The 22,049-nt window shown below is 62.2% G+C and carries 25 protein-coding genes, 2 tRNA genes and 2 pseudogenes; 15 read left to right on the forward strand and 14 right to left on the reverse strand.

The features are described 5' to 3' along the window. Nucleotides 1–43: 43 nt before the first annotated feature. Complete coding sequence (locus AC0L3O_RS32305) at nt 44–289, forward strand: zinc-finger domain-containing protein (protein ID WP_023800617.1); 246 nt, start codon at nt 44–46, stop codon at nt 287–289. 15 nt (nt 290–304) lie between these two features. After that, a complete protein-coding gene (locus AC0L3O_RS32310) occupies nt 305–1,531 on the forward strand; it encodes an FAD-dependent monooxygenase (RefSeq protein WP_473617674.1) in 1,227 nt (408 codons plus the stop codon). 237 nt (nt 1,532–1,768) lie between these two features. Here the strand turns inward: AC0L3O_RS32310 and AC0L3O_RS32315 are convergent, their stop codons facing one another. From AC0L3O_RS32315 to AC0L3O_RS32335, 5 genes are all read right to left on the reverse strand, one after another. Beyond that, nucleotides 1,769–2,455 (reverse strand): TIGR02117 family protein, encoded by a 687-nt coding sequence (locus AC0L3O_RS32315; protein WP_473617676.1) that lies wholly within the window; start codon nt 2,453–2,455, stop codon nt 1,769–1,771. A 103-nt stretch (nt 2,456–2,558) separates the two neighbouring features. Continuing rightward, nucleotides 2,559–3,362, reverse strand: a complete 804-nt coding sequence (locus tag AC0L3O_RS32320; protein WP_023800620.1) for an amino acid ABC transporter ATP-binding protein — start codon at nt 3,360–3,362, stop codon at nt 2,559–2,561. 21 nt (nt 3,363–3,383) lie between these two features. Further along, a complete protein-coding gene (locus tag AC0L3O_RS32325; protein WP_473617678.1) occupies nt 3,384–4,541 on the reverse strand; it encodes an amino acid ABC transporter permease in 1,158 nt (385 codons plus the stop codon). A 4-nt stretch (nt 4,542–4,545) separates the two neighbouring features. Next, nucleotides 4,546–5,733, reverse strand: coding sequence for an amino acid ABC transporter permease (locus AC0L3O_RS32330; RefSeq protein WP_023800622.1), 1,188 nt, complete (start codon nt 5,731–5,733; stop codon nt 4,546–4,548). Between the two features lie 63 nt (nt 5,734–5,796). Continuing rightward, nucleotides 5,797–6,825: an amino acid ABC transporter substrate-binding protein gene (locus tag AC0L3O_RS32335; protein ID WP_023800623.1), complete on the reverse strand. Its 1,029-nt coding sequence runs from the start codon at nt 6,823–6,825 to the stop codon at nt 5,797–5,799. 429 nt (nt 6,826–7,254) lie between these two features. On the opposite strand from AC0L3O_RS32335, the gene AC0L3O_RS32340 reads away from it, so the two are divergent. From AC0L3O_RS32340 to AC0L3O_RS32360, 5 genes are all read left to right on the forward strand, one after another. Further along, entirely contained in the window at nt 7,255–8,421 is a 1,167-nt protein-coding gene (locus AC0L3O_RS32340) for a cystathionine beta-lyase (RefSeq protein WP_473617679.1), read from the forward strand. 264 nt (nt 8,422–8,685) lie between these two features. Next, on the forward strand, nt 8,686–9,777 hold the full coding sequence (locus AC0L3O_RS32345) for an HPP family protein (protein ID WP_473617681.1): 1,092 nt from the start codon (nt 8,686–8,688) through the stop codon (nt 9,775–9,777). A gap of 102 nt (nt 9,778–9,879) precedes the next feature. After that, nucleotides 9,880–10,560: an RNA polymerase sigma factor gene (locus tag AC0L3O_RS32350; RefSeq protein WP_473617682.1), complete on the forward strand. Its 681-nt coding sequence runs from the start codon at nt 9,880–9,882 to the stop codon at nt 10,558–10,560. A 98-nt stretch (nt 10,561–10,658) separates the two neighbouring features. Continuing rightward, the gene (locus AC0L3O_RS32355; protein WP_473477469.1) at nt 10,659–11,183 is read left to right on the forward strand and encodes a DUF4142 domain-containing protein; all 525 of its coding nucleotides are present in this window, start codon (nt 10,659–10,661) and stop codon (nt 11,181–11,183) included. Next, nucleotides 11,180–11,509: a cupredoxin domain-containing protein gene (locus AC0L3O_RS32360; RefSeq protein ID WP_023800626.1), complete on the forward strand. Its 330-nt coding sequence runs from the start codon at nt 11,180–11,182 to the stop codon at nt 11,507–11,509. Before AC0L3O_RS32355 ends, AC0L3O_RS32360 begins: the two co-directional genes overlap by 4 nt. Before the next feature lie 47 nt (nt 11,510–11,556). Here the strand turns inward: AC0L3O_RS32360 and AC0L3O_RS32365 are convergent, their stop codons facing one another. Next, nucleotides 11,557–11,697 carry a hypothetical protein gene (locus AC0L3O_RS32365; protein WP_023800627.1) on the reverse strand — a complete coding sequence of 47 codons (141 nt, stop codon included), beginning with the start codon at nt 11,695–11,697 and terminating at the stop codon, nt 11,557–11,559. 3 nt (nt 11,698–11,700) lie between these two features. On the opposite strand from AC0L3O_RS32365, the gene AC0L3O_RS32370 reads away from it, so the two are divergent. Next, nucleotides 11,701–11,898: a hypothetical protein gene (locus AC0L3O_RS32370; RefSeq protein WP_473617683.1), complete on the forward strand. Its 198-nt coding sequence runs from the start codon at nt 11,701–11,703 to the stop codon at nt 11,896–11,898. A 110-nt stretch (nt 11,899–12,008) separates the two neighbouring features. Further along, nucleotides 12,009–12,398, forward strand: a complete 390-nt coding sequence (locus AC0L3O_RS32375) for a YkvA family protein (protein ID WP_287053770.1) — start codon at nt 12,009–12,011, stop codon at nt 12,396–12,398. Nucleotides 12,399–12,506: 108 nt separating this feature from the next. On the opposite strand, the gene AC0L3O_RS32380 is transcribed toward AC0L3O_RS32375, so the two are convergent. After that, a complete protein-coding gene (locus AC0L3O_RS32380) occupies nt 12,507–13,322 on the reverse strand; it encodes a crotonase/enoyl-CoA hydratase family protein (protein ID WP_287053769.1) in 816 nt (271 codons plus the stop codon). A gap of 83 nt (nt 13,323–13,405) precedes the next feature. Here AC0L3O_RS32380 and AC0L3O_RS32385 point away from each other — a divergent pair, with 83 nt between their 5' ends. Then, the gene (locus AC0L3O_RS32385; protein WP_287053766.1) at nt 13,406–13,990 is read left to right on the forward strand and encodes a TetR/AcrR family transcriptional regulator; all 585 of its coding nucleotides are present in this window, start codon (nt 13,406–13,408) and stop codon (nt 13,988–13,990) included. A gap of 38 nt (nt 13,991–14,028) precedes the next feature. On the opposite strand, the pseudogene AC0L3O_RS32390 reads toward AC0L3O_RS32385, so the two are convergent. After that, nucleotides 14,029–15,256 (reverse strand): annotated as a pseudogene (locus tag AC0L3O_RS32390) (anion transporter). A gap of 25 nt (nt 15,257–15,281) precedes the next feature. On the opposite strand from AC0L3O_RS32390, the pseudogene AC0L3O_RS32395 reads away from it, so the two are divergent. Beyond that, nucleotides 15,282–15,370: pseudogene (locus tag AC0L3O_RS32395) on the forward strand (transposase); the annotation flags it as partial. A gap of 341 nt (nt 15,371–15,711) precedes the next feature. Further along, the gene (locus tag AC0L3O_RS32400) at nt 15,712–17,004 is read left to right on the forward strand and encodes an Nramp family divalent metal transporter (RefSeq protein ID WP_473617685.1); all 1,293 of its coding nucleotides are present in this window, start codon (nt 15,712–15,714) and stop codon (nt 17,002–17,004) included. A gap of 93 nt (nt 17,005–17,097) precedes the next feature. Here AC0L3O_RS32400 and AC0L3O_RS32405 read toward each other — a convergent pair whose 3' ends face one another. From AC0L3O_RS32405 to AC0L3O_RS32415, 3 genes are all read right to left on the reverse strand, one after another. Next, nucleotides 17,098–17,307, reverse strand: coding sequence for a hypothetical protein (locus tag AC0L3O_RS32405; protein WP_023800632.1), 210 nt, complete (start codon nt 17,305–17,307; stop codon nt 17,098–17,100). 14 nt (nt 17,308–17,321) lie between these two features. After that, complete coding sequence (locus tag AC0L3O_RS32410; RefSeq protein ID WP_023800633.1) at nt 17,322–17,522, reverse strand: hypothetical protein; 201 nt, start codon at nt 17,520–17,522, stop codon at nt 17,322–17,324. Between the two features lie 68 nt (nt 17,523–17,590). Further along, nucleotides 17,591–17,890: a DUF1236 domain-containing protein gene (locus tag AC0L3O_RS32415; protein ID WP_473617686.1), complete on the reverse strand. Its 300-nt coding sequence runs from the start codon at nt 17,888–17,890 to the stop codon at nt 17,591–17,593. Nucleotides 17,891–18,459: 569 nt separating this feature from the next. Between AC0L3O_RS32415 and AC0L3O_RS32420 the strand changes: the two genes are divergently transcribed. Next, nucleotides 18,460–18,882 carry a YidB family protein gene (locus AC0L3O_RS32420; protein WP_027152614.1) on the forward strand — a complete coding sequence of 141 codons (423 nt, stop codon included), beginning with the start codon at nt 18,460–18,462 and terminating at the stop codon, nt 18,880–18,882. Between the two features lie 98 nt (nt 18,883–18,980). On the opposite strand, the gene AC0L3O_RS32425 is transcribed toward AC0L3O_RS32420, so the two are convergent. Further along, nucleotides 18,981–19,057 (reverse strand) — tRNA-Arg (locus AC0L3O_RS32425). A 61-nt stretch (nt 19,058–19,118) separates the two neighbouring features. Next, nucleotides 19,119–19,424, reverse strand: coding sequence for an ETC complex I subunit (locus AC0L3O_RS32430; RefSeq protein ID WP_027152615.1), 306 nt, complete (start codon nt 19,422–19,424; stop codon nt 19,119–19,121). Nucleotides 19,425–19,799: 375 nt separating this feature from the next. Between AC0L3O_RS32430 and AC0L3O_RS32435 the strand changes: the two genes are divergently transcribed. Continuing rightward, a tRNA-Pro gene (locus AC0L3O_RS32435) sits at nt 19,800–19,876 on the forward strand. A gap of 132 nt (nt 19,877–20,008) precedes the next feature. On the opposite strand, the gene AC0L3O_RS32440 is transcribed toward AC0L3O_RS32435, so the two are convergent. After that, nucleotides 20,009–20,836, reverse strand: coding sequence for an alpha/beta fold hydrolase (locus AC0L3O_RS32440; RefSeq protein WP_027152616.1), 828 nt, complete (start codon nt 20,834–20,836; stop codon nt 20,009–20,011). 128 nt (nt 20,837–20,964) lie between these two features. Here AC0L3O_RS32440 and AC0L3O_RS32445 point away from each other — a divergent pair, with 128 nt between their 5' ends. Beyond that, a complete protein-coding gene (locus AC0L3O_RS32445) occupies nt 20,965–21,966 on the forward strand; it encodes a GlxA family transcriptional regulator (protein ID WP_473617688.1) in 1,002 nt (333 codons plus the stop codon). Nucleotides 21,967–22,049: the final 83 nt, after the last annotated feature.

Raw genomic sequence — 22,049 nt, forward strand, 5'->3', positions numbered from 1 at the left:
TTGCACATGATCCGGGGTCATGCGGCAAATATAGGAGACGACGATGGCAGGCGGTTCCATTCCCCATTTCCAGAACGATGCGGGCTATCCGGCAATCGACATCGGCGTCAAGGAATTCATGTGCACCGGCGCTAACCCGCCCTTCGACCATCCGCATGTGTTTCTCGACATGGGCGACGACAATGAAAAGGTCTGCCCCTATTGCTCCACGCTTTTTCGCTATTCGCCAAAGCTGAAGGCGACGGAAACACAGCCTGCCGGATGCCTCTATATCCACCAGGCCGCCTGACGCGCACGCCATCCGATGGACGACACCCGGTCCCGGCAGGTCGTTATCGCCGGAGCCGGCGTCGCCGGACTGACCGCGGCACTGGCGTTTTCCGAGCGCGGCTATCTGGTGCGGCTGTTCGAACAGGCGCCGCGCCTCGAAGCGGCCGGTGCCGGCATCCAGCTCTCACCCAACGCGACGCGCATCCTTCGCCAGCTCGGCGTGCTCGACCGGCTGTTGCCGGCGGCGGTGCGGCCGGAGGCGGTCGTGCTCAAGGACGCCGCCACGCTGCGTGAGCTGGCGCGGGTGCCGCTTGGCGAAGCGGCCGAAAGGCGCTGGCAGGCGCCTTATCTCGTCGCTCATCGGGCTGACCTGCAAGATGCACTGAAGGCGCGCCTTGCCGAACGGCCGGACATCAGTCTCGTCACTGGCGCGCGCGTCGGCGGCATCGCCACAGGACCGCGCCATGCCACGGCAACAGTCGAGATTGCCGGCAAGACAGTCGAAGCCGGCGGCTTTCTGCTGATCGGCGCCGACGGCGTCTGGTCGGCGATCCGGGCTTTTGGCGGGTTTGCGGCCAAAAGCCGGTTTTCGGGCGAGCTTGCCTGGCGCGCTACGATCAGTGCAGACAGTGTCGCAGGAGAAGCCCTTGCGGCGGTCGGCGCCGCCAATTGCGTGACCACCTTCCTGCATCCCGGCTTCCACCTCGTCGCCTATCCGGTCAGCAACGGCACGGCGTTCAACCTGGCTGCCTTCACCAGGGGCGAGATCATGGCCGAGCGCTGGTCGGGCCACGCCGACCCCAATATCCTCCTCGGCGCCATGCGTGGCACGGCGGCAGCACTGGCCCGGCTTGCCGAGGATGCCGGCCCGTGGGCTGCGTGGCCGATCCATACGGTAGACCAGGCACAGCCATGGACGACGCCCGCCGGCATCGCGCTGATCGGCGATGCGGCGCATGCGATGACGCCGTTCGCGGCGCAGGGGGCGGCGATGGCGATCGAGGATGCCGCAACCCTTGCCGGCTTTGTCGCCGCCTCACCCGCCGATCCCTGGGGCGCGCTTGCCGCCTGGGAGAAGATGCGGCGGCCGCGTGTCGCCAAGGTCGCCCGCCGCGGTGCCGTCAACCGGCTCGCCTGGCATGCAGCGGGGCCGGTGGCCGTCGCGCGCAACCTGTTCCTGAAGTGGCGCTCGCCGGAAAAGCTCGCGGCCGATCTCGACTGGCTCTATGGCTGGCGGCCGCCGGATGGCGATCGGCAATGAAAGCTCGACCGGTTGGCAGGACAGCGCCCCCTTCTGTCCTGCCCTCTTTGCCAAAAACTTGGCATCTCCCCCACTTGGGGGGAGATCGGCCGTCACCTCGGCTTTTGCCAATCTCCAACGTTGCAGGATGAAGCGCGGCGCCGAAACTGAATATCTCCCTCCTTGGGCCTCCTTGTGGGAGAGATGTCCGGCAGGACAGAGAGGGCGCGCCGGATGAGGCGCTGATTACCCGGAGCATCAATTATAAATCCGCATCGACAGGTCGAGTGAGGCCGGCAGTGGATTCCACCAGCCTGTCCGCAGGCCGGCGATACGCAGAGCCGCCGCTGTCCAGGTGTTGCAGCCAACCAGCGCATTGAAATGGCCGTTGGCTTCGTAGAAGCGGTCGAACTTGGAATAAGCGGCATTCTCGATCAGGATCGGACCGTTCGGCCCTTGCTGGAAACTCGCCGCGATGAAGTCGAGCAGCGCTGCAAAACGCTGCTCGCTGATGTCGAAGCCGGCGACGTCGGGGTGCGGCTCGACAATGTTGCCGGCGACATCGACATGCATCACCGATGCGTCCAATGTCAGCGCCTTCATCACCGGCGCCGCCTTCAGTTCCGACCAGGTCGGCGTCTCCAGATAGAAGGCGCGGCCTCCCCAGCCGAAGACGATGTAGCGGACCCCAGCCATGTCGGCCGGAAGGCCGCCACCGACCAGGAAATGGAAGCGCTTGCGCACGTCGTCATCGACCGGGATGGCGATATCTGTGTGGATCGGATTTTTCAGCACCAGGACGTGCCTGGTGGCGGCGGGATCGGCGGCGGCCGCCGGCAAGAGCGGCCGTGGAATGAATGTGCCCAGAACCACGGCAAGCACGATTGCCACCACCAGAATGGCGAGAAAACGCCCAAGCTTTTTCACGAGGGACGGCTTTTTCATGAGGGACGGCCTCGCAATCGGGGCGCAATCGCCTGCTGACGGCTCAGACGCAAAAGAGCCCGGCAGGGTTTCGGCCGGGCTCTTTTGATTCGCGTGAGAGCAATCAGTGCAGGATTTGCGACAGGAACAGTTTTGTGCGCTCGTGGCGCGGATTGTCGAAGAACTCGGCTGGCGTGTTCTGCTCGACGATCTGGCCCTGGTCCATGAAGATAACCCGGTTGGCGACCTTGCGTGCAAAGCCCATCTCGTGGGTGACGCAGAGCATGGTCATGCCCTCTTCGGCGAGGCCAACCATCGTCTCCAGCACTTCCTTGATCATTTCGGGATCAAGCGCCGAGGTCGGCTCGTCGAACAGCATGATGCGCGGATTCATGCACAACGAGCGGGCGATGGCGACGCGCTGCTGCTGGCCGCCGGAAAGCTGACCGGGATATTTGTTGGCCTGTTCCGGAATCTTGACACGCGTGAGGAAGTGCATGGCGATTTCCTCGGCCTGCTTCTTCGGCGTCTTGCGCACCCAGATCGGCGCCAGCGTGCAGTTTTCCAGGATGGTCAAATGCGGGAACAGGTTGAAGTGCTGGAACACCATGCCGACCTCGCGGCGCACCTCGTCGATCTTCTTGAGATCGTTGGTCAATTCCTTGCCGTCGACGATGATCTTGCCCTTCTGGTGCTCTTCCAGCCGGTTGATGCAGCGGATCATCGTCGATTTGCCCGAGCCCGAAGGGCCGCAAATGACGATGCGCTCGCCGCGCATCACCTTCAGGTTGATGTCCTTCAGCACATGGAATTCGCCGTACCATTTGTGCATGGCGATGATGTCGATGGCGACATCGGTGGTGGAAACCTGCATCTTGGCGGCATTGACCTTGATCTCTTCCGCACTGACTGCATTTTCTATTGTCATGGAAGGTTCCCTTTTTTGTTCTTAGCGCTTGTGGCCGGTGTCGAGCCGGCGTTCCGTGAACATCGAATAGCGCGACATGCCGAAACAGAACAGCCAGAAGACGAAGGCAGCGAACACCAGGCCGGACCTGGCCGTTTGCGGCGTTGCCCAGTTGGGGTCGTTAAAATTCTGTTTGACGACGCCGAGCAGGTCGAACATCGAGATGATCGAGACCAGGCTGGTGTCCTTGAACATGCCAATGAAGGTATTGACGATGCCGGGAATGACCAGCTTCAGCGCCTGCGGCAGCACGATCAGGCCCATTTTCTGCCAGTAACCGAGGCCGAGCGAATCCGCACCCTCATACTGGCCCTTGGGGATCGCCTGCAGGCCGCCCCGCACCACTTCGGCCATATAGGCAGCGGCAAACAGCGAAACACCGATCAGCGCGCGCAGGAACTTGTCGAAGCTGACGCCGGCCGGCAGGAACAGCGGCAGCATGACGCTGGCCATGAACAGCACGGTGATCAGCGGGATGCCGCGCACCGTCTCAATGAAGATGACGCACAGCATCTTGACAATCGGCATCTTCGAGCGCCGGCCGAGCGCCAGCACGACGCCGAGCGGCAGCGACACAGCAATACCGACGAAGGACAGGGTGAGCGTCACCAGCAGCCCTCCCCATAGCGGGGTTTCGACATGCGGCAGGCCGAACACGCCACCAACCAGCAGGATGAAGGCAAAAATCGGCAGCGCCCCGAAGAACAAGATGGCGTTCAGCCCCTTGCGCGGCACCTTCGGGATGAGCAGCGGCACCAGAAGCGCCACGAACAGGATGGCGACCAGGATCGGCCGCCAGCGCTCATCGATCGGATAGCGGCCGAACATGAACTGGCCGAACTTGGCGTTGACGAAGGCCCAACAGGCGCCGGACCAGCCGTCCGGCTGGATGCCGCCCTGTGCCGCCGTGGCGCAAAAGGTACGGTCCGCGCCGGTCCATTGGGCGTTGATGAAGGCCCAGCTGAGCAGTTGCGGCAGGATCATCGCGACCAGCACGATGCCGATGATGGTCAGGATCGTGTCACCGGTCGACGCAATCAGGTTCTTGCGTATCCAGGCGCCCAGGCCGCGCTCGCTTGCAGGCGCCGACTGTGCCAGCGCCATTTCGACGCGGACGAAGGAAAGATCGTGCTCCTGCATGTCTCTACCTCTCCACCAGCGCCATTCTGGCGTTGACCACGTTCATGACCGCCGACGTCAACAGGCTGAGTGCGAGATAGACCACCATCATGATCAGCACGCACTCGATAGCCTGGCCGGTCTGGTTCAGCACCGTGCCGGTCGTCGCAGTCAGATCCGGGTAGCCGATGGCGATGGCCAGCGACGAGTTCTTGGTCAGGTTCAGATATTGGCTGGTCAGCGGCGGAATGACGATCCGCATGGCTTGCGGAATGACGACAAGCCGCAGGATCGATCCCGGCCGCAGCCCGAGCGCACCGGCTGCCTCGGTCTGACCCTTATTGACGCCCATGATGCCGGCCCGCACGATTTCGGCGATGAAGGCCGCCGTATAGAAGGACAGCGCCAGGTAGAGCGACAGGAACTCCGGCTTGACCTGAAAGCCGCCAGTCAGGTTGAAGGTCGATTGCTTTGGATAATCGAAGCTCAGCGGGAAGCCGCTGAGCGCGTAGGCCAGCAACGGCAAGCCGATGATCAAAGCCGCCGATGTCCAGAACACAGGGAATTGCTGGCCGGTCGCCATCTGCCGCTGACGCGCCTTGCGGGCGACGAACCACGCCATGGCGATGCCGAGAAGCAAAGCGACCAGGATCAGCCAGGAGCCTTCGCCCCATACGGCTCGTGGAAAATAAAAGCCGCGTTGGTTGAGAAAGGAGCTGAACGGCAAATTGATGCTTTCGCGCGGCGGCGGCAGCACCGAAAGCACGCCGGAATACCAGAAGAAGATGACCAGCAGCGGCGGGATGTTGCGAAAGACCTCGACATAGACCATGCAGATCTTGCGGATCAGCCAGTTGTGCGAAAGCCGGCCGACGCCGAGGATAAAGCCGATGATGGTGGCGGTGACGATGCCGGCGGCGGCAACGATGAGGGTGTTGATAAAGCCGACCACGATGGCGCGGCCATAGGTCGAATCCGACGAATAGGCGATGGCGCTGTCACTGATGTCGAAGCCGGCGCGACCCCTGAGGAAGCCGAAGCCTGACGCAATGCGCAGGCGCGTCAGATTGTCGATGGTGTTTTGGACGATCCACCAGACCAACGCAACCAGCACGATGACGACCACCGCCTGGAAGACTATGCCGCGGACCTTTGGATCATTGATGAAGGAGCCGCGGCTTGGCTCCTCGCGAAGAATTTCCTGCGATGCCATTCGACCATCCCCTGGAAAGAGAAACCGGGAGGCAGACGATCTGCCTCCCGGATCACATTTCGATCAGCGGATCGGCGGAGAGTATTGCAGACCGCCCTTGGTCCACAGCGCGTTGATGCCGCGCGCGATCTTCAGCGGGCTGCCCGACCCGACATTGCGTTCGAACATTTCGCCGTAATTGCCGACGGTCTTGACGATGTTGACGACCCAGTCGTTGGAGACACCGAGATCGGTGCCGATCTTGGTATCGGCCTCCTGGCCGAGCACGCGCTTGATCTCGGGATTGTCCGAGGCCTTCATTTCCTCGACATTGGCCTTGGTGATGCCGAGTTCCTCTGCCTGCAACAGCGCAAAATAGGTCCACTTGACGATGTGGTACCACTGGTCATCGCCCTGGCGCACGGCCGGTCCGAGCGGTTCCTTGGAGATGATCTCAGGCAGCACGACGTGGTCGGCGGGCGCGCCCAGCGTCAGCCGGATGCCGTAGAGACCTGATTGGTCGGTGGTGTAGACATCGCAACGGCCGGCGTCATAGGCCGCGTCGACCTCTGACAGCTGTTCGAAGACGACCGGGCTGTACTCCATCTTGTTCGTCTTGAAGTAGTCGGCGAGGTTGAGTTCGGTCGTGGTGCCGCTCTGTACGCAGACCGCCGCGCCCGAAAGCTGCAGCGCGGAATTCACCCCCGGCAGCTTCTTGGCGTTGATCATGAAGCCTTGTCCGTCATAATAGGTGACACCGACGAAGTTCAGACCAAGTGCCGTATCGCGGTTGATGGTCCAGGTAGTGTTGCGCGACAGAACGTCGATCTCGCCTGACTGCAGTGCGGTGAAGCGTTCCTTGGCACTGAGTGGCGTGAACTTGACCTTGGTGCCATCGCCGAACACGGCGGCCGCGACAGCGCGGCAGAAGTCCGCATCGATGCCTTGCCAGTCGCCCTTGTCATCCGGCGCCGAGAAGCCGGCCAGACCGGTCGACACGCCGCATTGGATGAAGCCCTTGGCCTTGACGTCGTCGAGCGTGGCCGCCGACGCGGCCGAAGCCACCAATCCAAGCGCGGCGGCGCCCAGAATGCCGATTGCAATGTGTTTCATAACCCACAGACCCTTTTCTGTTTTTTTCAGGCGAACCTGACTTTTTTTTCCGTGTGAACGCAGCTTCCCGTTCCGGCCCATTACCGGAACCCGCATCGCAACCGACGCGCTGCCTCCCATTCACGAACTGCATCGAAGGCGATTATCACAGTGAGGTCAAGGAAAATGACCGAAACCCAAAGAGTTTCAAACCATTTGCCGCAAATGCCTGAATTGCAGACAAACGCGCCCGAAAATTAGCCAGCAACTGCGAGGTCCGGCCAACGCGAATCGGAGCTGGCTTCTAAAATCCGTCTTCGGGGAGGCAGCGCCGCGCCGGAAAGCCATCGGAGCGATTGGCACAACCAGTCCGCCGGCTGGCGGTTGGCGAACGGTTGCGCGGCCAATGCCGCCGCACTATGGCTAGCGCTTCATCAGAGGCGAAGCGCAATGGCAAAAGACGGCAATGAAATGGGCATCAACACGCGGCTTGCCCACTCGGGCAACAATCCGCATGACTATTTCGGCTTCATCAACCCGCCGGTCGTGCATGCCTCGACCGTGCTCTTTCCCAACGCGGCGACGATGGCGGCACGCGGCCAGAAATACACCTACGGCACGCGCGGCACGCCGACCACCGACGCCCTTGCCAGCGCCATCGACGGACTGGAAGGCTCGGCCGGCACGATTGTGGTGCCCTCCGGCCTGGTGGCGGTGACAGTGCCGCTGCTCGCCTTCCTGTCGGCGGGCGACCATGTCCTGATTGTCGATTCCGTCTATCACCCAACCCGCAATTTCGCCGACACGATGCTGAAACGGCTAGGCGTCGAGGTCGAATATTACGATCCGCATGTCGGCGCCGGTATAGCGGCGTTGATCAAATCCAACACCAAGGTCGTGTTCACCGAATCGCCGGCCTCCAACACTTTCGAGGTGCAGGACATACCGGCCATTTCCAGCGCGGCACACGCCGCAGGTGCGATCGTGATGATGGACAACACCTGGGCGACGCCGCTCTACTTCCGCCCGCTCGACCACGGCGTCGACATCTCGATCCATGCGGCGACGAAATATCCGGCCGGCCATTCCGACGTGCTGCTCGGCACGGCGTCGGCCAACAAGGCCTGCTGGAAACAGCTTTGCCAGACATTTTACACGATGGGCTGCTGCGCCGGGCCGGACGACGTCTATCAGGTGCTGCGCGGCCTGCGCACCATGGGTGTGCGCCTCGACCACCATCAGCGCAGCGCCCTGGCCATCGCCGGCTGGCTGGAGGGCCAGCCGGGCGTGGCGCGGGTGCTGCATCCAGCGCTTGCCAGCCATCCCGACCACGATCTCTGGAAGCGGGACTTCTGCGGCTCGAGCGGCATTTTTTCGATCGTGCTCAAGGGCGGCGGCCAGAAACAGCAGCATGCCTTCCTCGACGCGCTCAGGATATTCGGCCTCGGCTATTCCTGGGGCGGTTATGAGAGCCTTGCTGTGCCGGTCTTCCTCGGCGACCGCGTCGTCGCCAAGGGTCCTTATGATGGCCCGCTCATCCGCCTGCAGATCGGGCTTGAGGATGTCGAGGATTTGAAGGCCGATCTGGCGCGCGGCCTCACTGCGGCGGCGGGTTGAGCTACGGTAGCGAGCTTCCAACACCGATTCAGAAAACGCGCTCAACCTCTTGAAAAGACTAGCCGGATCACGCTGTGTAGCTGCTCCGGCTGGCGGCCGGACCTCGCCTGATCTACCCGCGTCGCGCAACAATATTTCCCAAATCCGCTATTTCTCGGATTGGTTTGGCTTTCGAATTCAGCAGTCTGGCGTCATTGCAAGGCGTTTCAAAGTTCAACACTCCTCGGGGATCAACCCCAGAGTGGGATAAACCCCAGAGCACCCATGGCCTTTCGTCTTTTTTCTCCCATACTGGCCGGCGCGACACTGCGCGAGCGCATGATCGCCTGTTTCGGTGCGACGATCGGCATTGCGCTGACCGGCGCGATGGGTGGCCTCGTGCTCGGCAGCGGCCCGCATGTGCCGCTGCTCGTGGCGCCGATGGGTGCCTCGGCCGTGCTTTTGTTCGCAGTGCCGGCGAGCCCGTTGGCGCAACCCTGGTCGATCATCGGCGGCAACACCATATCGTCGCTCGTCGGCGTGATTGTGGCGCGTTTCATACATGAGCCCGTCCTTGTGGTGGGCATTGCGGTATCGTTGGCCATCGCCGCAATGTCGTTCACACGCTGCCTGCATCCACCAGGCGGCGCGGCGGCTCTCACGGCGGTGTTCGGCGGCCCGGCCGTCATCGACGCCGGCTTCCTGTTTCCGTTCGTGCCGGTGGCATTGAACTCGATCGTGCTGGTGGCGCTCGGATACGGTTTTCACAAGCTGACGCGACGGACCTACCCGCATGGTACCACCGCTGCGTCAAAGAACAGCCACGGCACCATCGATCCACCGGCGCAGGAGCGTATCGGCTTCCGGCCCGAGGACATCGATGCTGCGCTCGGCGCTTTGGAGGAGACGTTCGACATCGACCGCAACGATCTCGAACGGCTACTGCGGCAGGTGGAGTTACAGGCGATGGTGCGTCGCACGCACCGGACCTTGCTGTGCGAGGATATCATGTCGCGCGACGTGATTGCCGTGGACGAGCATGCTGATGCCGACGAGGCGCGTCATCTGCTGCTCGATCACAATATCCGGATGCTGCCGGTCGTCGACGCGGAGGCCAAGCTTATCGGCGCCGTCGGACTGCGCGAACTGGCGCGGGCGGCGCAAGCGGTGAAAAGCGTGACAAAGGCCGTGGCGACTGCCTCGGCGAGCGCGCCGGCCATGGGCCTCCTGCCGGTGCTTACCGACGGCCGCAGCCACGCCGTCGTCATCGTAGACGACAACCAGCACATCCTCGGCCTCCTCACGCAGACCGATCTGCTGGCCGCAACGGCACGCGCGCAAGCTGGCGACAAGGCGTTGGCGGAAGCGGCAGCGTAAGCGGTGCCGGCCGCCGGGAAAAATGTTCGGGAACCTTTTCGCGGTTAGCCCGTCCAATGTTTCGATCGGAGGATTTGCTTCCGGTCATGAGATTGGCTCGCGATGAGGAAACCGGCCATATCTGCGACCGTCATGCCCGCCGCATCTGGCGAGATGCAGCTTGTCGGCCGTGCGCTGGCGCGCGAGGGCGGAGCCTTCCACACGATTATCAAAATGCACAACCAGCGACTCTATCGTATCGCCCGCAGCGTCGTCCGCAACGACGGCGAGGCTGAAGACATCGTGCAGGAGGCCTATGTCAGGGCCTTTGCCCAGCTCGGGGATTTTCGCGGCGAATCCTCTCTCGCCACATGGCTGTCGCGCATCGTCATCAACGAGGCGCTTGGGCGTTTGCGCAAAAGGCGGCGAACGGTAGCGATGCCGCAAAATCTACAAGCCGAAATCATCAAGTTCCCCCTCAATCCCAGCGACGATCCGGAGCGGATGATGGCGCAACGGCAGATCCTCGAGCTTGTCGAACGGGCGACCGATCGCCTTCCCGATGTCTACCGGACAGTATTCGTGGCGCGGGTGATCGAAGGTCTCAGCATAGACGAGACCGCCGAATTGCTTGATGTGCGGCCCGAAACCGTTAAGACCCGGCTGCACCGCGCCCGCGCCCTCGTGCGCAAGGCGCTGGCCGATCAGATCGGCCCGGTGCTGCTCGATGCCTTCCCCTTCGCCGGCCGCCGGTGTGAACGGCTGACCGCCGCGGTGATGCAGCGGCTTGGCTTTACAGACTGACTTTCCCGAATTCCCGGGAACGTTTGCTCCCTTCCGGCATCCAATCATCGTCAACTGAAAATGCCCGGAGCCAACCGCATCCGGCGAAGGAGAACGTCATGTTTATTCGATCGACCACCGCACTGGCCGCGCTTTTCCTGCTCAGCGCAGCGACGTCGGCGCAAGCCTCCGACAAGCCGAGCGACCCGCAGATCGCGCACATCGCCTACACAGCCGGCGTGCTTGACGTCGAGGCGGCCATGCAAGCACTGAAGAAATCGAAGAACAAGGAGATTCTCGATTTCGCCAAAGACATGGTGCGAGACCATGAAGCCGTGAACAAACAGGCGCTTGACCTGGTCAAGAAGCTCAACGTCACGCCAGAGGACAACGCCACCAGCAAGGCGCTAACCAAGGCGGCGGCCGAGGAACGGGCGAAGCTCGCCAAGCTCGACGGCACCGCGTTCGACAAGGCCTATGTCGACAACGAGGTTGCCTATCACAAGCAGGTCAACGGCGCGCTCGAAACTCTGCTGATCCCCTCGGCCGAGAATGCCAAACTGAAGAGCCTGCTGGAGACCGGCCTGAAGCTATTCCAGGGCCATGAACAGCATGCCGAACATGTCGCCGGCATGCTGAAATGAGAACAGCACCGACGGTGTCGAAACGGCATCTGTGGATTGCAATGGCGTTGAGTATTGCTGCCGCACCAGCCAAGGCCGAAACGATTGAGGTGACGATCGAGAAGCTTGTATTTTCGCCCGCAAGCATCGAGGCGCAGGTCGGCGATACGATAGAGTGGGTCAACAAGGACGTGTTCGCCCACACGGCGACCGTCAAAGGCGGCTGGGAGGTGGTTATCCCGCCGAAGACATCAGCGAGCATGGCCCTTCAGAAGGCGGAAGCGTTCGACTATTTCTGCCGCTTCCACCCCAACATGAAAGGCCATCTGACGGTGACGTCGCCCTAGCCGTGCCAGCGGGACCGCCCTGCGCGCGCAAGGGCGGTCGGGCGGCGTCAAGCCGCCTGGTAGCGAGGCGCCGGCTCGCCGGTCTGCGTCGCGGCGAACAGGGCGGTGGGGGCGGCGTCGTAGGTTTCCCACAGCGCGACGGTCTGGTCGAGGTCCGCCAGGATGCCCATGATCGGCGAACGAAACATGCTGTGCTGACGCCACTCGGAAAAGCGCGATACCAGCAGGCATATGTCGTGTGGGTCGAGGCCAACCGGCGCGTCGAGGCGACTTTGGGGGCGGCCGCGGCCGAAAAGCTGAGGAGCCTCGCCGACGATGTCGCCTCGCAGGACTTTCTCGACGCCTATGTTTCGAAGCCGGCGGGCAGCACCGAATCGTCGGAGCGTTAGAGCGCCGCGCATCCTCTGGGACGCGCCACGGACGGTCTGGTCTAGTCTTTCTACGACCAGCGACCGCCGCTCGAATGCAGGCGGACGACAATCTGTGCTAAAGTAACCCTATGAAAGCATGGCTGGAAGCGGCAAAGAGCCGGGCGCGCGACATCAAGCTCGATGTCGTCGCCTTGTGGTTCGCCGCACGCGATCCTCGGGTGCCCTGGTCCGCGAAACTCGTGGCGGGGATGGTGGCCGCCTATGCGCTTTCGCCAATCGACCTGATCCCGGATTTTATTCCGGTGCTCGGCTATGTCGACGACCTAGTCATAGTACCGCTCGGCGTAATCCTGGCCATAAGGCTTGTTCCGCCGTCGCTGATGGACGAGTTTCGAGCGCAGGCTGCCGCGCTCGAAACACGCCCGCAAAGCAGGACGGGAATGTTCTTCATCGTGGCACTCTGGCTGGCTTTGGCAGCTTTGCTGATCTGGGTTTTTTGGCCCACCCACGCCAAATAGCCCGATCAGGCTTTCTGAACGATCGAACGCCTTCAATACCTCCGGAACTACCGACGTCTGTTCAGCTGTTTGACGCCGGCTCCAGCGAGGTGACAATCCACTTGCGCTTCACTCGCCAGTAGCAACGCGCGTCCATGAACCGGAATAGCTCGGCTTGCGGCGTGCGATCCAGGCATCGAGCCCTTCGCGCAGATCGGCGGTCGGCGCCATGCGGGCGAACTGTTCGGCCTCAACCAGCAATCCTTCCGCGATGGACTGGTTGAGGCCGCGCGTCGCTGCGCTAAGGATACTGGCGACGGCCAGTTGTGAGTGCTGGGAAATACGCTGAGCGAGATCCAGTGCAACCGGTATCAGGTCGTCGTGTGGAACCACTTGGTTGACGAGGCCGAGTTCGAGTGCGCGTTGCGGCGAGAACGCCTCGCCGGTCAGCAGCAATTCGAGCGCCCGCTTGCGTCCAGCGAGCCTCGGCAGGCGCTGCGTGCCGCCGAAGGTCGGGGGCATGGCGAGAATGATTTCGGGCTTGGCGAATGAGGCGCGCTCGCTGGCGACGGCAAGTGGCACGGCCTCGGTGATTTCGCAGCCTCCACCAAAGGCAAGGCCGTTGACGGCGGCGATGACAGGTTTGCGGAACGCTTCCAGCCGCGCCGTCAATCGCTGCCCGCGCATGACGAAATCGCGCAAGGCGACATCGGCGCCAAGCGCCACGCTTGCTGAGAATTCGTGGATGTCGCCGCCCGCCGAGAACGCCCGCTCGCCTGCGCCGATGAGGATGACTGCCCGGATGGAGCCATCGATCTCGACGGCGTCGAGGATGGCCAGCAGGCGGTCGATCAAGGCGTAGTTCAGCGCGTTGAGTTTTTCAGGACGATTGAGGGTCAGCACGGCAACTCCGTCGCGAACCTCGCCTAGGACAAGTTCGGTCATTTGGCTTCCTTTCTCGTATACGGTGGCAGGAAAGGATCAGGCTTTCGATTGTTTGTATATTCACTAGTCGGTATACCTTTCCTATGCCGCAAGCGCCCAGCCCTACCCGCAAACGCATTGTCGACGCCGCGACGAAGCTCTTTTATTCCGAGGGGATTGGCCGCGTCAGCGTCGATGCCGTCGCCGAAAAGGCAGGCCTCACTAAGCGCACGCTTTACTATCATTTCAAGAGCAAGGACGACCTGATCGCTGCCTATCTCGATGGCCGCGACCAGCCGAACCTGAAGCAGATTGCGGGCTGGTTCGACGCCGCCGAAGGCGGTCCCGATCGCAAGGTCGAAGCGATCTTCACCAATCTGGCACGCGTGGCACGCCATCCCAAGTGGAAAGGATGCGGTTTCCTGCGAACGGCCGCGGAACTCGCCGCCACGCCCGGGCACCCGGCGATCAAGGTCGGGTCGCGACACAAGGCGAATTTCGAAAAATGGCTGGCCGGCGAACTGTCAGGCCGCGGCACCTTGGAGGCGCAGACCCTGGCGCGCGAAATCGTCCTTCTCATGGACGGCGCCTTCTCGATCATGCTGATCCACCGCAACCCCGACTATATCGAGGCGGCGGGGCATGCCGCCTCGACGCTTGTTCGGGCGAGATCCCAAAACAGCGTATGATGATCGGCTCGCAGTGCTGCCGCAACGATCCGTGCCGCCTAGAACCCGAGTGCCAGCCACGCCGTCCCGGCAAGCAGCGTAACCAGCGTCAGCAGCAGGCCGACCTTGAAAAAGGCGGCGAACGACAGTGGTGTGCCGGAGACCCGCGCGTACTCGGCGACGATCAGATTGGCGACTGAACCGAGCAGCGTGAAATTGCCGGCCAGCGTCGAGCTCATGGCGACGACCAGCCAGGCGCGCTCGGGGTCTTCCAAGCCGGGTATGAACGGCCGCAGCGCCAGCACGGCCGGAACATTGCTCATGATGTTTGACAGCACCGCGGTGAAGCCGGACAGCCGCCAGACGTCGTCCAGCCCGAGGCCTTTTGCCGAGGCTATGATGTCGGGCGTGAGCAGCGTCTTCTCGGCGCCGGCGACGACGATGAACAGGCCGGCGAACATGAACAGCAACGGCCCGTCGATCTCGCGGTAGATGCGCGCCGGCTTTATGGCACGGGTCACGAGAAGAATGGCCCCGCCGATGAGCGCCGCCTTGGCGACCGGAACGCCGGCAAAGAAGGCGATCGCCAGTCCGATGCAGACCACCACCGCCTTGAGTACCTGGCCCGGCAACATGCGGCCGCGATAGACTTCGGGGCTGAGTTCGGCCTTGCGCGCGAACTCGGCGCGATAGACGATGCGCACGATGACGACGACGGCGACGAGGCCGAACAGCGCGACCGGCGCCAGGGCCGCCGAAAAGGCCGGATAGGAAATCCCCGACAGCGCGCCGATGACCATATTCTGCGGGTTGCCGGTGATGGTGGCGACACTGCCGCAATTCGACGCCGTAGCGGTGGCGATCAGATAGGGGACAGGGTTTCGGTTGATGACGCGGGTGACGTGGACGACGATCGGCGCCATGACCAGGCAGATCGCGTCGTTGACCAGAAACGCCGACAGCACCCCGGTCAGCAGCGTCACCATCACAAGCAGCATGAACGGCGCATGCGCATGCTCGATGGCAATGGCGCCGAGCGCACGGAAGGCGCCCGAGACTTTCAAATGCGCCACGACGATCATCATGCCGAGCAACAGCGTGATCGTGTCGAAACTGATGGCGCGGTATGCGTCCTCCAGGCTGAGTGCGCCGATGGCGATCATCGCCGCACCGCCGAGCAGCGCGATGCCTGCCCGGTCGAGGCGCAAGCCGGGGGAACCTGCCGACGGCGACGCCGGCATAGGTCAGGATCAGGATCAGCAGTGCCGCCGCGCCCATCAAAGTCATTCGTGGAAAAGCCCCGTTCAGATCCGCCCTGCCCCAGGCCCTAAGGGCAGCCGGCGCAAGCTGTGATTCCTGCCGCCATACTCACCCGAACTCAATCCGATCGAGCGAGCCTTTTGGCAACATCAAAGATTGATGTGACGCGCGCGCCGTCGAACCATTGGCGCACATCGGCCAACAGACAATCACACGGGCAGAATATCTCGTAAAACGCCGGGTAGGGTTCCGTCAAAAGATGAAAGGTTTGGAAGACGCCCAAGCTCATCGAAATCGTGGGCTCTATCATGCCCTGAACACTCGGCTGACGCGGGGAACAAGCAGCCGATTGCGGAGTTGGAACGGCGGTAGAGGTTTGCCGGTATGAGACCCACTCCCGTGCTGCAGTACATTTATAGGATAATTGCTCGCGACGTTTTTCTCGTGCTTGCGCGTGACGCTCTTTGCGCGGCGTGGCCGCAATGACGCAGCGCGATCGTAACGCCACTTCACCACGGGAAGACAAGAAGGACGGCATAGGGCGAGCACTTGGACTCGGCCTTATCACCGGCGCCGCCGACGACGATTGCTCGGCGATCGGCACCTATGCAAGTGCCGGCGCGCGCTTTGGCCCGGACCTGCTTTGGACCGCTCCTGTAACGCTGCCGATGATGTACACGGTCGTGTATCTCTCGTCGAAGCTTGGACAGGTTTCGGGCCGCGGCCTCTTTCATGCGATCAAGGACTTCTATCCCCGATGGCTGCTCTGGGCTGTCCTGGTGGGCGTGCTGATCGGCAACACGATCGAAGCAGCCGCCGATCTCGGCGGCATGGCTGCATCCATCAACATCTTCCTTCCTGTTCCGATCCCCCTCATTGTGATTGTAGTCGCGGCCGCGATCTTTGCTCTCCAGCTTTGGGGCTCTTACACGCTCATACGCAACATCTTCCGCTGGCTCGCGCTGGCCCTGCTTGCCTATGTCGGCTCGGCCATCATGGCGAAGCCGGATGCGGCAGCCGTGCTGTGGGGAACCCTTGTTCCGAAGATCCAGTTCAGCCGCGAGTTCCTGTCCATTCTGGTGGCCATCATCGGCACCACCCTTTCAGCCTATCTCTACACCTGGCAGTCGAATGAGGAGGTGGAGGAAGAGATTGCCGAGGGGAGAACGACGCTGAGGAAGCGCAAGGGCGCCACGGACGGTGAACTGCGCCGCTCCCGCCGCGATATCCTGATCGGCATGATTTTTTCCAACCTCATCATGTACTTCATCATCCTGTCGACAGGGTCTACGCTCTATGAAGCCGGTGAGCACGACGTCGAGACCGCCGCTCAAGCAGCCGAAGCTCTCAAGCCGCTCGCTGGTGCAGCCGCCGGCGTACTGTTCGCTGCCGGCGTGATCGGGGTCGGGTTCCTTGCCGTTCCGGTCATGACGACAGGTGCCGCATACGATCTGGCGCAGGCGGTCGGGTGGGAGCACAGCCTTCATGCCAAGCCGCGTGAGGCGCCAAAGTTCTATATCGCGATCGGCGCCTTCACGCTGATTGCTGTTGGCCTGAATTTCCTGGGTTTCAACCCAATGAAGGCGCTCGTCTGGTCCGGTATCGTGCAGGGCTTTTCCACGCCGCCACTGCTTCTTCTCATCATGCTGATGACGAACAACCCGCGGATCATGGGAGACAAGGTCAACAGCCGGACAACCAACGCCCTGGGGTGGGCTACTACGATCGCAATCTTTTCCGCGTCTTTGGGGCTGGTGGCGACCTGGTTTATCTAGGTCACCATTACGCTCGCGCTCATGCCCGGCAATTCGAGCTCACTTTCAATGTGGGGTTGGCAATGAAGAAGTTGGTCTGCACATCTGCCACAGCTACCGCGCTCCCGGCGGCATGGCCAAGTGCGCGTGCTTCTGGAAGATCGCGATCTTGTCGGGATAGGTAATGCGGATCTCGCGTCCGCATCCCTCGCACTTGTAATGGGAAACGACCTGAAACCACCTGCCGTTCTTGATGACGGTGAAGTTGCACTGCGGGCATTGGAAAGTCAGGCCAACAGAGAATAGGCTGGGAGACAGGGACATTGCAGCACTTCTTGTCAGTCCGGCGGATCGACGACGAAGGATGCGGCAATCAAATCGTCGGCATCGATTCTACCCTTGCCGTCCTCCAGGACTGCTGCGACCTTTCGAAAGGTCTTCAGTTCGTTCTCGGTAATCCTGGCGCCGCGCATCCTCTCAGCGAGGTCAGCCACGCGTATTCGCAGCGCCTGCGACGCTCCAATCTCACGGTTCGACATGGTGATCACATTCCTCGTCGCTCGACTTCCCGCCGCACCTTTCGGCACGGCGGGTCCAGTCGCTTAGCTCATTCGATGACTTTGATGATCTTGCGCGTGCCCGGGTCAACCACAACGGTCCTGTTGTCGACCACCACGTAACGGTATTTTGTGTCGGGGACTTCATGAAGTTCGACGGTTTCGGGCAAGGTTGAGCCGATATTGAGTTCCACTCCAGGGATTTTCACCGACGCCAGGGGCTGCTTTTTGACATATTCCCTGATGACGGTCTCCTGTTCAGGCTCGATGATGACGTCCTGAGCGGCAACGGCGCCGATACCAGCGAGCAACAGAAGCCCCGCGGCTGCAGTAGAAAGACGCATACTCATAAGTGCCTCCTTTATGTGAGCTCTATTGCGCTGAACGGCATCGTCTTCGCGCCAGGCTCACCAAACCTCGGGCAGCCGCAAACGTTCCTTGGTTGGGCTTCGGTCTGATTCGAGACGGGACCTAAGTCTCACCTGTTTTCGCGTAATAGCCCGGACACCGCGCCACCCGGAACTGCGGCTGCTCGTAGCAGTTGCTAGCTGTGAGCTCACGAAGCCGATGGAGAATGGCGTCCACCAAGCCCGCTGGTTACTCGCCGCGGTCTTCGCCGTCTCCATCACGTTCCTGGCAAACGGTCGTTGGCCAGGGAATCGGCCGGACTTTGACGATTGGACCAAGAACGAACCGAGATCTGCGCAGCTACGTCCCTTCCTGCGCTGATAAGGACTACCCGCCATTCCTCAGTTTTGGCGAGTGGTCCACAATCACAGCTGACCAAGTCCGCCCGCGCGAGGCCTGTCCGGGAAGCCCCATCGCCCTTAACCGAACTGAAAACCAGCCCAGCAGCAAATAACCGTGGAACCTTTCAAAGCCGCATGCCTTGTCCGTGCTTCATGGAAGGAGGTGCGAAATGAGCCTTGATATAGGAAAAGTCGCCATAGCCTTGCTTGGCCTGCTTGCCTACAAGAACAGGGATAAGATCGGCGAGTTAATCGCCGGCAGGAACTCGACAGATGCCAAAAACGCTGGCTCCACCGGCGGGCTCGGCGACATCCTGGAGCGTCTCAAGAATGCGGGTGCGGGCGATCAAGTCGATTCTTGGGTTGGTACAGGATCGAATCGCCCCGTTCAGCGCGACCAAGTCGAGAAAGCGATCGACCCGCAAACGTTGAGCGATCTCGCCGAGCAAACCGGATTGTCCCGCGAGGAACTTCTCGACCGGCTCACAAGTGAACTGCCCGACGCAGTGGACAAGCTTACTCCCGACGGCCAGATGCCTGTGAGTAAAGGTCCAAATCTCCTCGACGAGGCACCTGGAGCTAGTCGCACTTAGCACCAAGCTGAAAAATGAAAGCCCGCGCCTCCGGGCGAGGACGCGGGCCGATCAGCGCATCGCCGATACTATGTCTCCGGGCTGGACACAGAAAATGCTGGCGATCCCGACAGGATTCGAACCTGTGACCATCGGCTTAGAAGGCCGGTGCTCTATCCAGCTGAGCTACGGGACCGCTGGCCGACGCCAAGGGCCGGCTAATTTATGCGCTGGGACGGCTGCCCGGCATTTGCCGGTCAATGCGTCCAGGGCGTCCTGCGGTCATAGCGGAAATTCTCCGCATAGGAAATCTGGCGGCGCTTGGATTCCTTCGGCTCCTCGACGCGATAGGCCAGCCCCTCTTTCTCCGCATAGGCCACCGCCTCTTCCCTTGTGTCGAAGGTGAGCCTGATCTGGCTCCGCATGTCACCTGACGTGGTGTAGCCCATCAGCGGATCGATTTTCTTGCGCATCTCGGGATCGAATTCCAGCACCCAGTGGCCGGTCTTGGCCTTGCCTGACTGCATCGCGGTTTTGGCTGGGCTGAAAATGCGCGCGGACATGAACACCTCGTTGCTACGTGCAAGCGGCACCGCCGCTGTATTCCCGTCATTACTGCGCAATGCTGCCGGCGGCAAGGCCGAGCCTGCCGTACCCCTTCACGGCGGGCCACCGACGATGATCGCGCGAGGTGACGGCCGTGGACAAGACGACCGAGATCGCGCCGGGCGTTTTCTTCCCGGCGGGGACGTTTTATCCGGGTTAACGGCAGCGTGCCGCTGGACAGCAACCTGGGTGCCTGAGGTGGCGCTGCCGCGAAACCGTTGCGCCGGCCGGCATTTCCGACTCCGCTCTCGACCCGGGCCTGCCGTTTGTTGCGTTTTCGTCTTTTAGGGGTTGCGCAGCCAAGCCCGTAACCCTATACGCCGCCAAGGACTCGGAGTGTAGCGCAGCCTGGTAGCGCATCTGGTTTGGGACCAGAGGGTCGGGAGTTCGAATCTCTCCACTCCGACCATCCATTCACCGGAAATCACCGGCCGTGCTGCCGGCGCACCTGCGCCGGACAGCATCTGCGACTGACGAAGCACCCAAGCGACCAACGGGCAGCCCGGACTTCCCGGGGTGCCCGCCTGAAGCTTGCGAAGCGTCAGCCCTGGATGAACGCCAGGAGATCCGGATTGATGATCTCCGGGTGGGTGGTGCACATGCCGTGCGGCAGGCCCTTGTAGACCTTGAGCGTGCCGTGCCTCACCAACTCGGCGGCAAGCAGGGCTGAGTCGGCAATCGGCACGATCTGGTCATCATCGCCGTGCATGATCAGGACGGGCACGTCGATCTTCGTCAGGTCTTCCGTGAAGTCGGTCTCGGAAAAAGCCTCGATGCAGTCGTAGTGGGCCTTGGCTCCGCCCATCATGCCCTGGCGCCACCAATTGTCGACGGCCCCTTGCGAAACCTTGGCGCCCTCGCGATTGAAGCCATAGAACGGGCCGGCCGGCACATCCCTGTAGAACTGGGCGCGGTTGGCGACCAAAGCGGCACGGAAGCCGTCGAAGACCTCGATCGGCAGGCCGCCGGGGTTGCTGTCGGTCTTGAGCATGATCGGCGGCACCGCGCCGATCAGCACCGCCTTGGCGACGCGTCCTTCGCCACCGTAGCGGGCCACGTAACGCGCCACCTCGCCGCCGCCGGTCGAATGGCCGATATGGACGGCGTTCTTGAGATCAAGATGCGCGACTAGAGCCGCGACGTCGGCGGCATAGGTGTCCATCTCGTTGCCGGTCGCGGTCTGTGTCGAGCGGCCGTGCCCGCGCCGGTCATGCGCGATGACGCGATAGCCCTTGTCGAGGAAGAACAGCATCTGGTTGTCCCAGTCGTCGGCGCTCAGAGGCCAGCCGTGATGGAACACGATTGGCTGGCCTGTGCCCCAATCCTTGTAGAAAATCTCGGTGCCGTCCTGGGTGGTGAATGTGCTCATCGTCGTGCTCCTTGCTGCAGTTGGCTGGCTTGGTGGGGGGAAGGTTCGTTCCTTCTGTGGACAAGCTATTGCAACGGAGTAATGGTGAGTATTGGCAAAACAGACATTGAACGTGGCAAAACTGACAGATGCATGCGGGGCGTGATCGGGTCGAAATCGGGCTTGTTGTGTATCCCGGCGTTCAGCAAGCGGCAGTTCTCGGTCTGACCGACCTGTTCCAGCTGGCCAACCGGCTGGCTGCCGACCGTTCGCCGGACGCGCTGAGGCTTCGCGTCAGCCATTGGCAGTGGCAGGAAGCGAGCCAAACCGTCATCCGCAGCTTCGACAGCGAGCCCGGCCCCGACAATGGACCTGCCATGGTCATCTTGCCTCCGACCCTGGGCGATCCGATCGCTCGCGAGGCGGCCGCGCCCTATGCCGACTGGCTCAGGGCCCGCCACGCTGCCGGCGCGACGCTCGGCTCGGTCTGCGCCGGCGCCTTCGTGCTTGCCGAGGCCGGTCTGCTGTCGGGTCGTGCGGCGACCACGCACTGGGCCTATCGCGACGCGCTGGCGATGCGCTTTCCCGACATCCTACTCGATGCCGACAAGCTGGTCATCGATGACGGCGACATCATCACCGCCGGCGGCTATATGGCCTGGACCGACCTTGGCCTGAAGCTCGTCGACCGGGTGCTTGGGCCGACCGTGATGATGGACACCGCCCGTTTCATGCTGGTCGACCCGCCGGGACGCGAGCAACGCTTCTACAGCCCCTTTGCACCCAAGCTGAACCATGGCGACGAGGCCATCCTCAAGGTGCAGCACTGGCTCCAGGCCAGAGGCGCTCGCGATGTAACGCTTGCCACCATGGCGGAGCATGCGGCCTTGGAGGAGCGGACTTTTTTGCGCCGCTTTCGCAACGCCACCGGCCTCAAGCCGACCGAGTATTGCCAGCACCTGCGCGTCGGCAAGGCGCGTGAGATGCTGCAAGCGACGACCCGATCCATCGACCAGATCGCCTGGGATGTCGGCTATGACGATCCCGGCTCCTTCCGCAAAGTGTTCGCCAGGGTAACCGGCCTGGCGCCGGGCGATTACCGCAGGCGCTTTGGCGCGGAACGAGCGGCGGTGGTGGGCGTAGGGAGCTGAGTTATCCCCTCGTTGAAGGCAAGCTCGCCGGGAAGAGAACCCCAACCGCCTCATCTCCCGGCGAGCCTACAACCTGATTTGAT

Source organism: Mesorhizobium sp. WSM4810 (genome assembly GCF_055811235.1).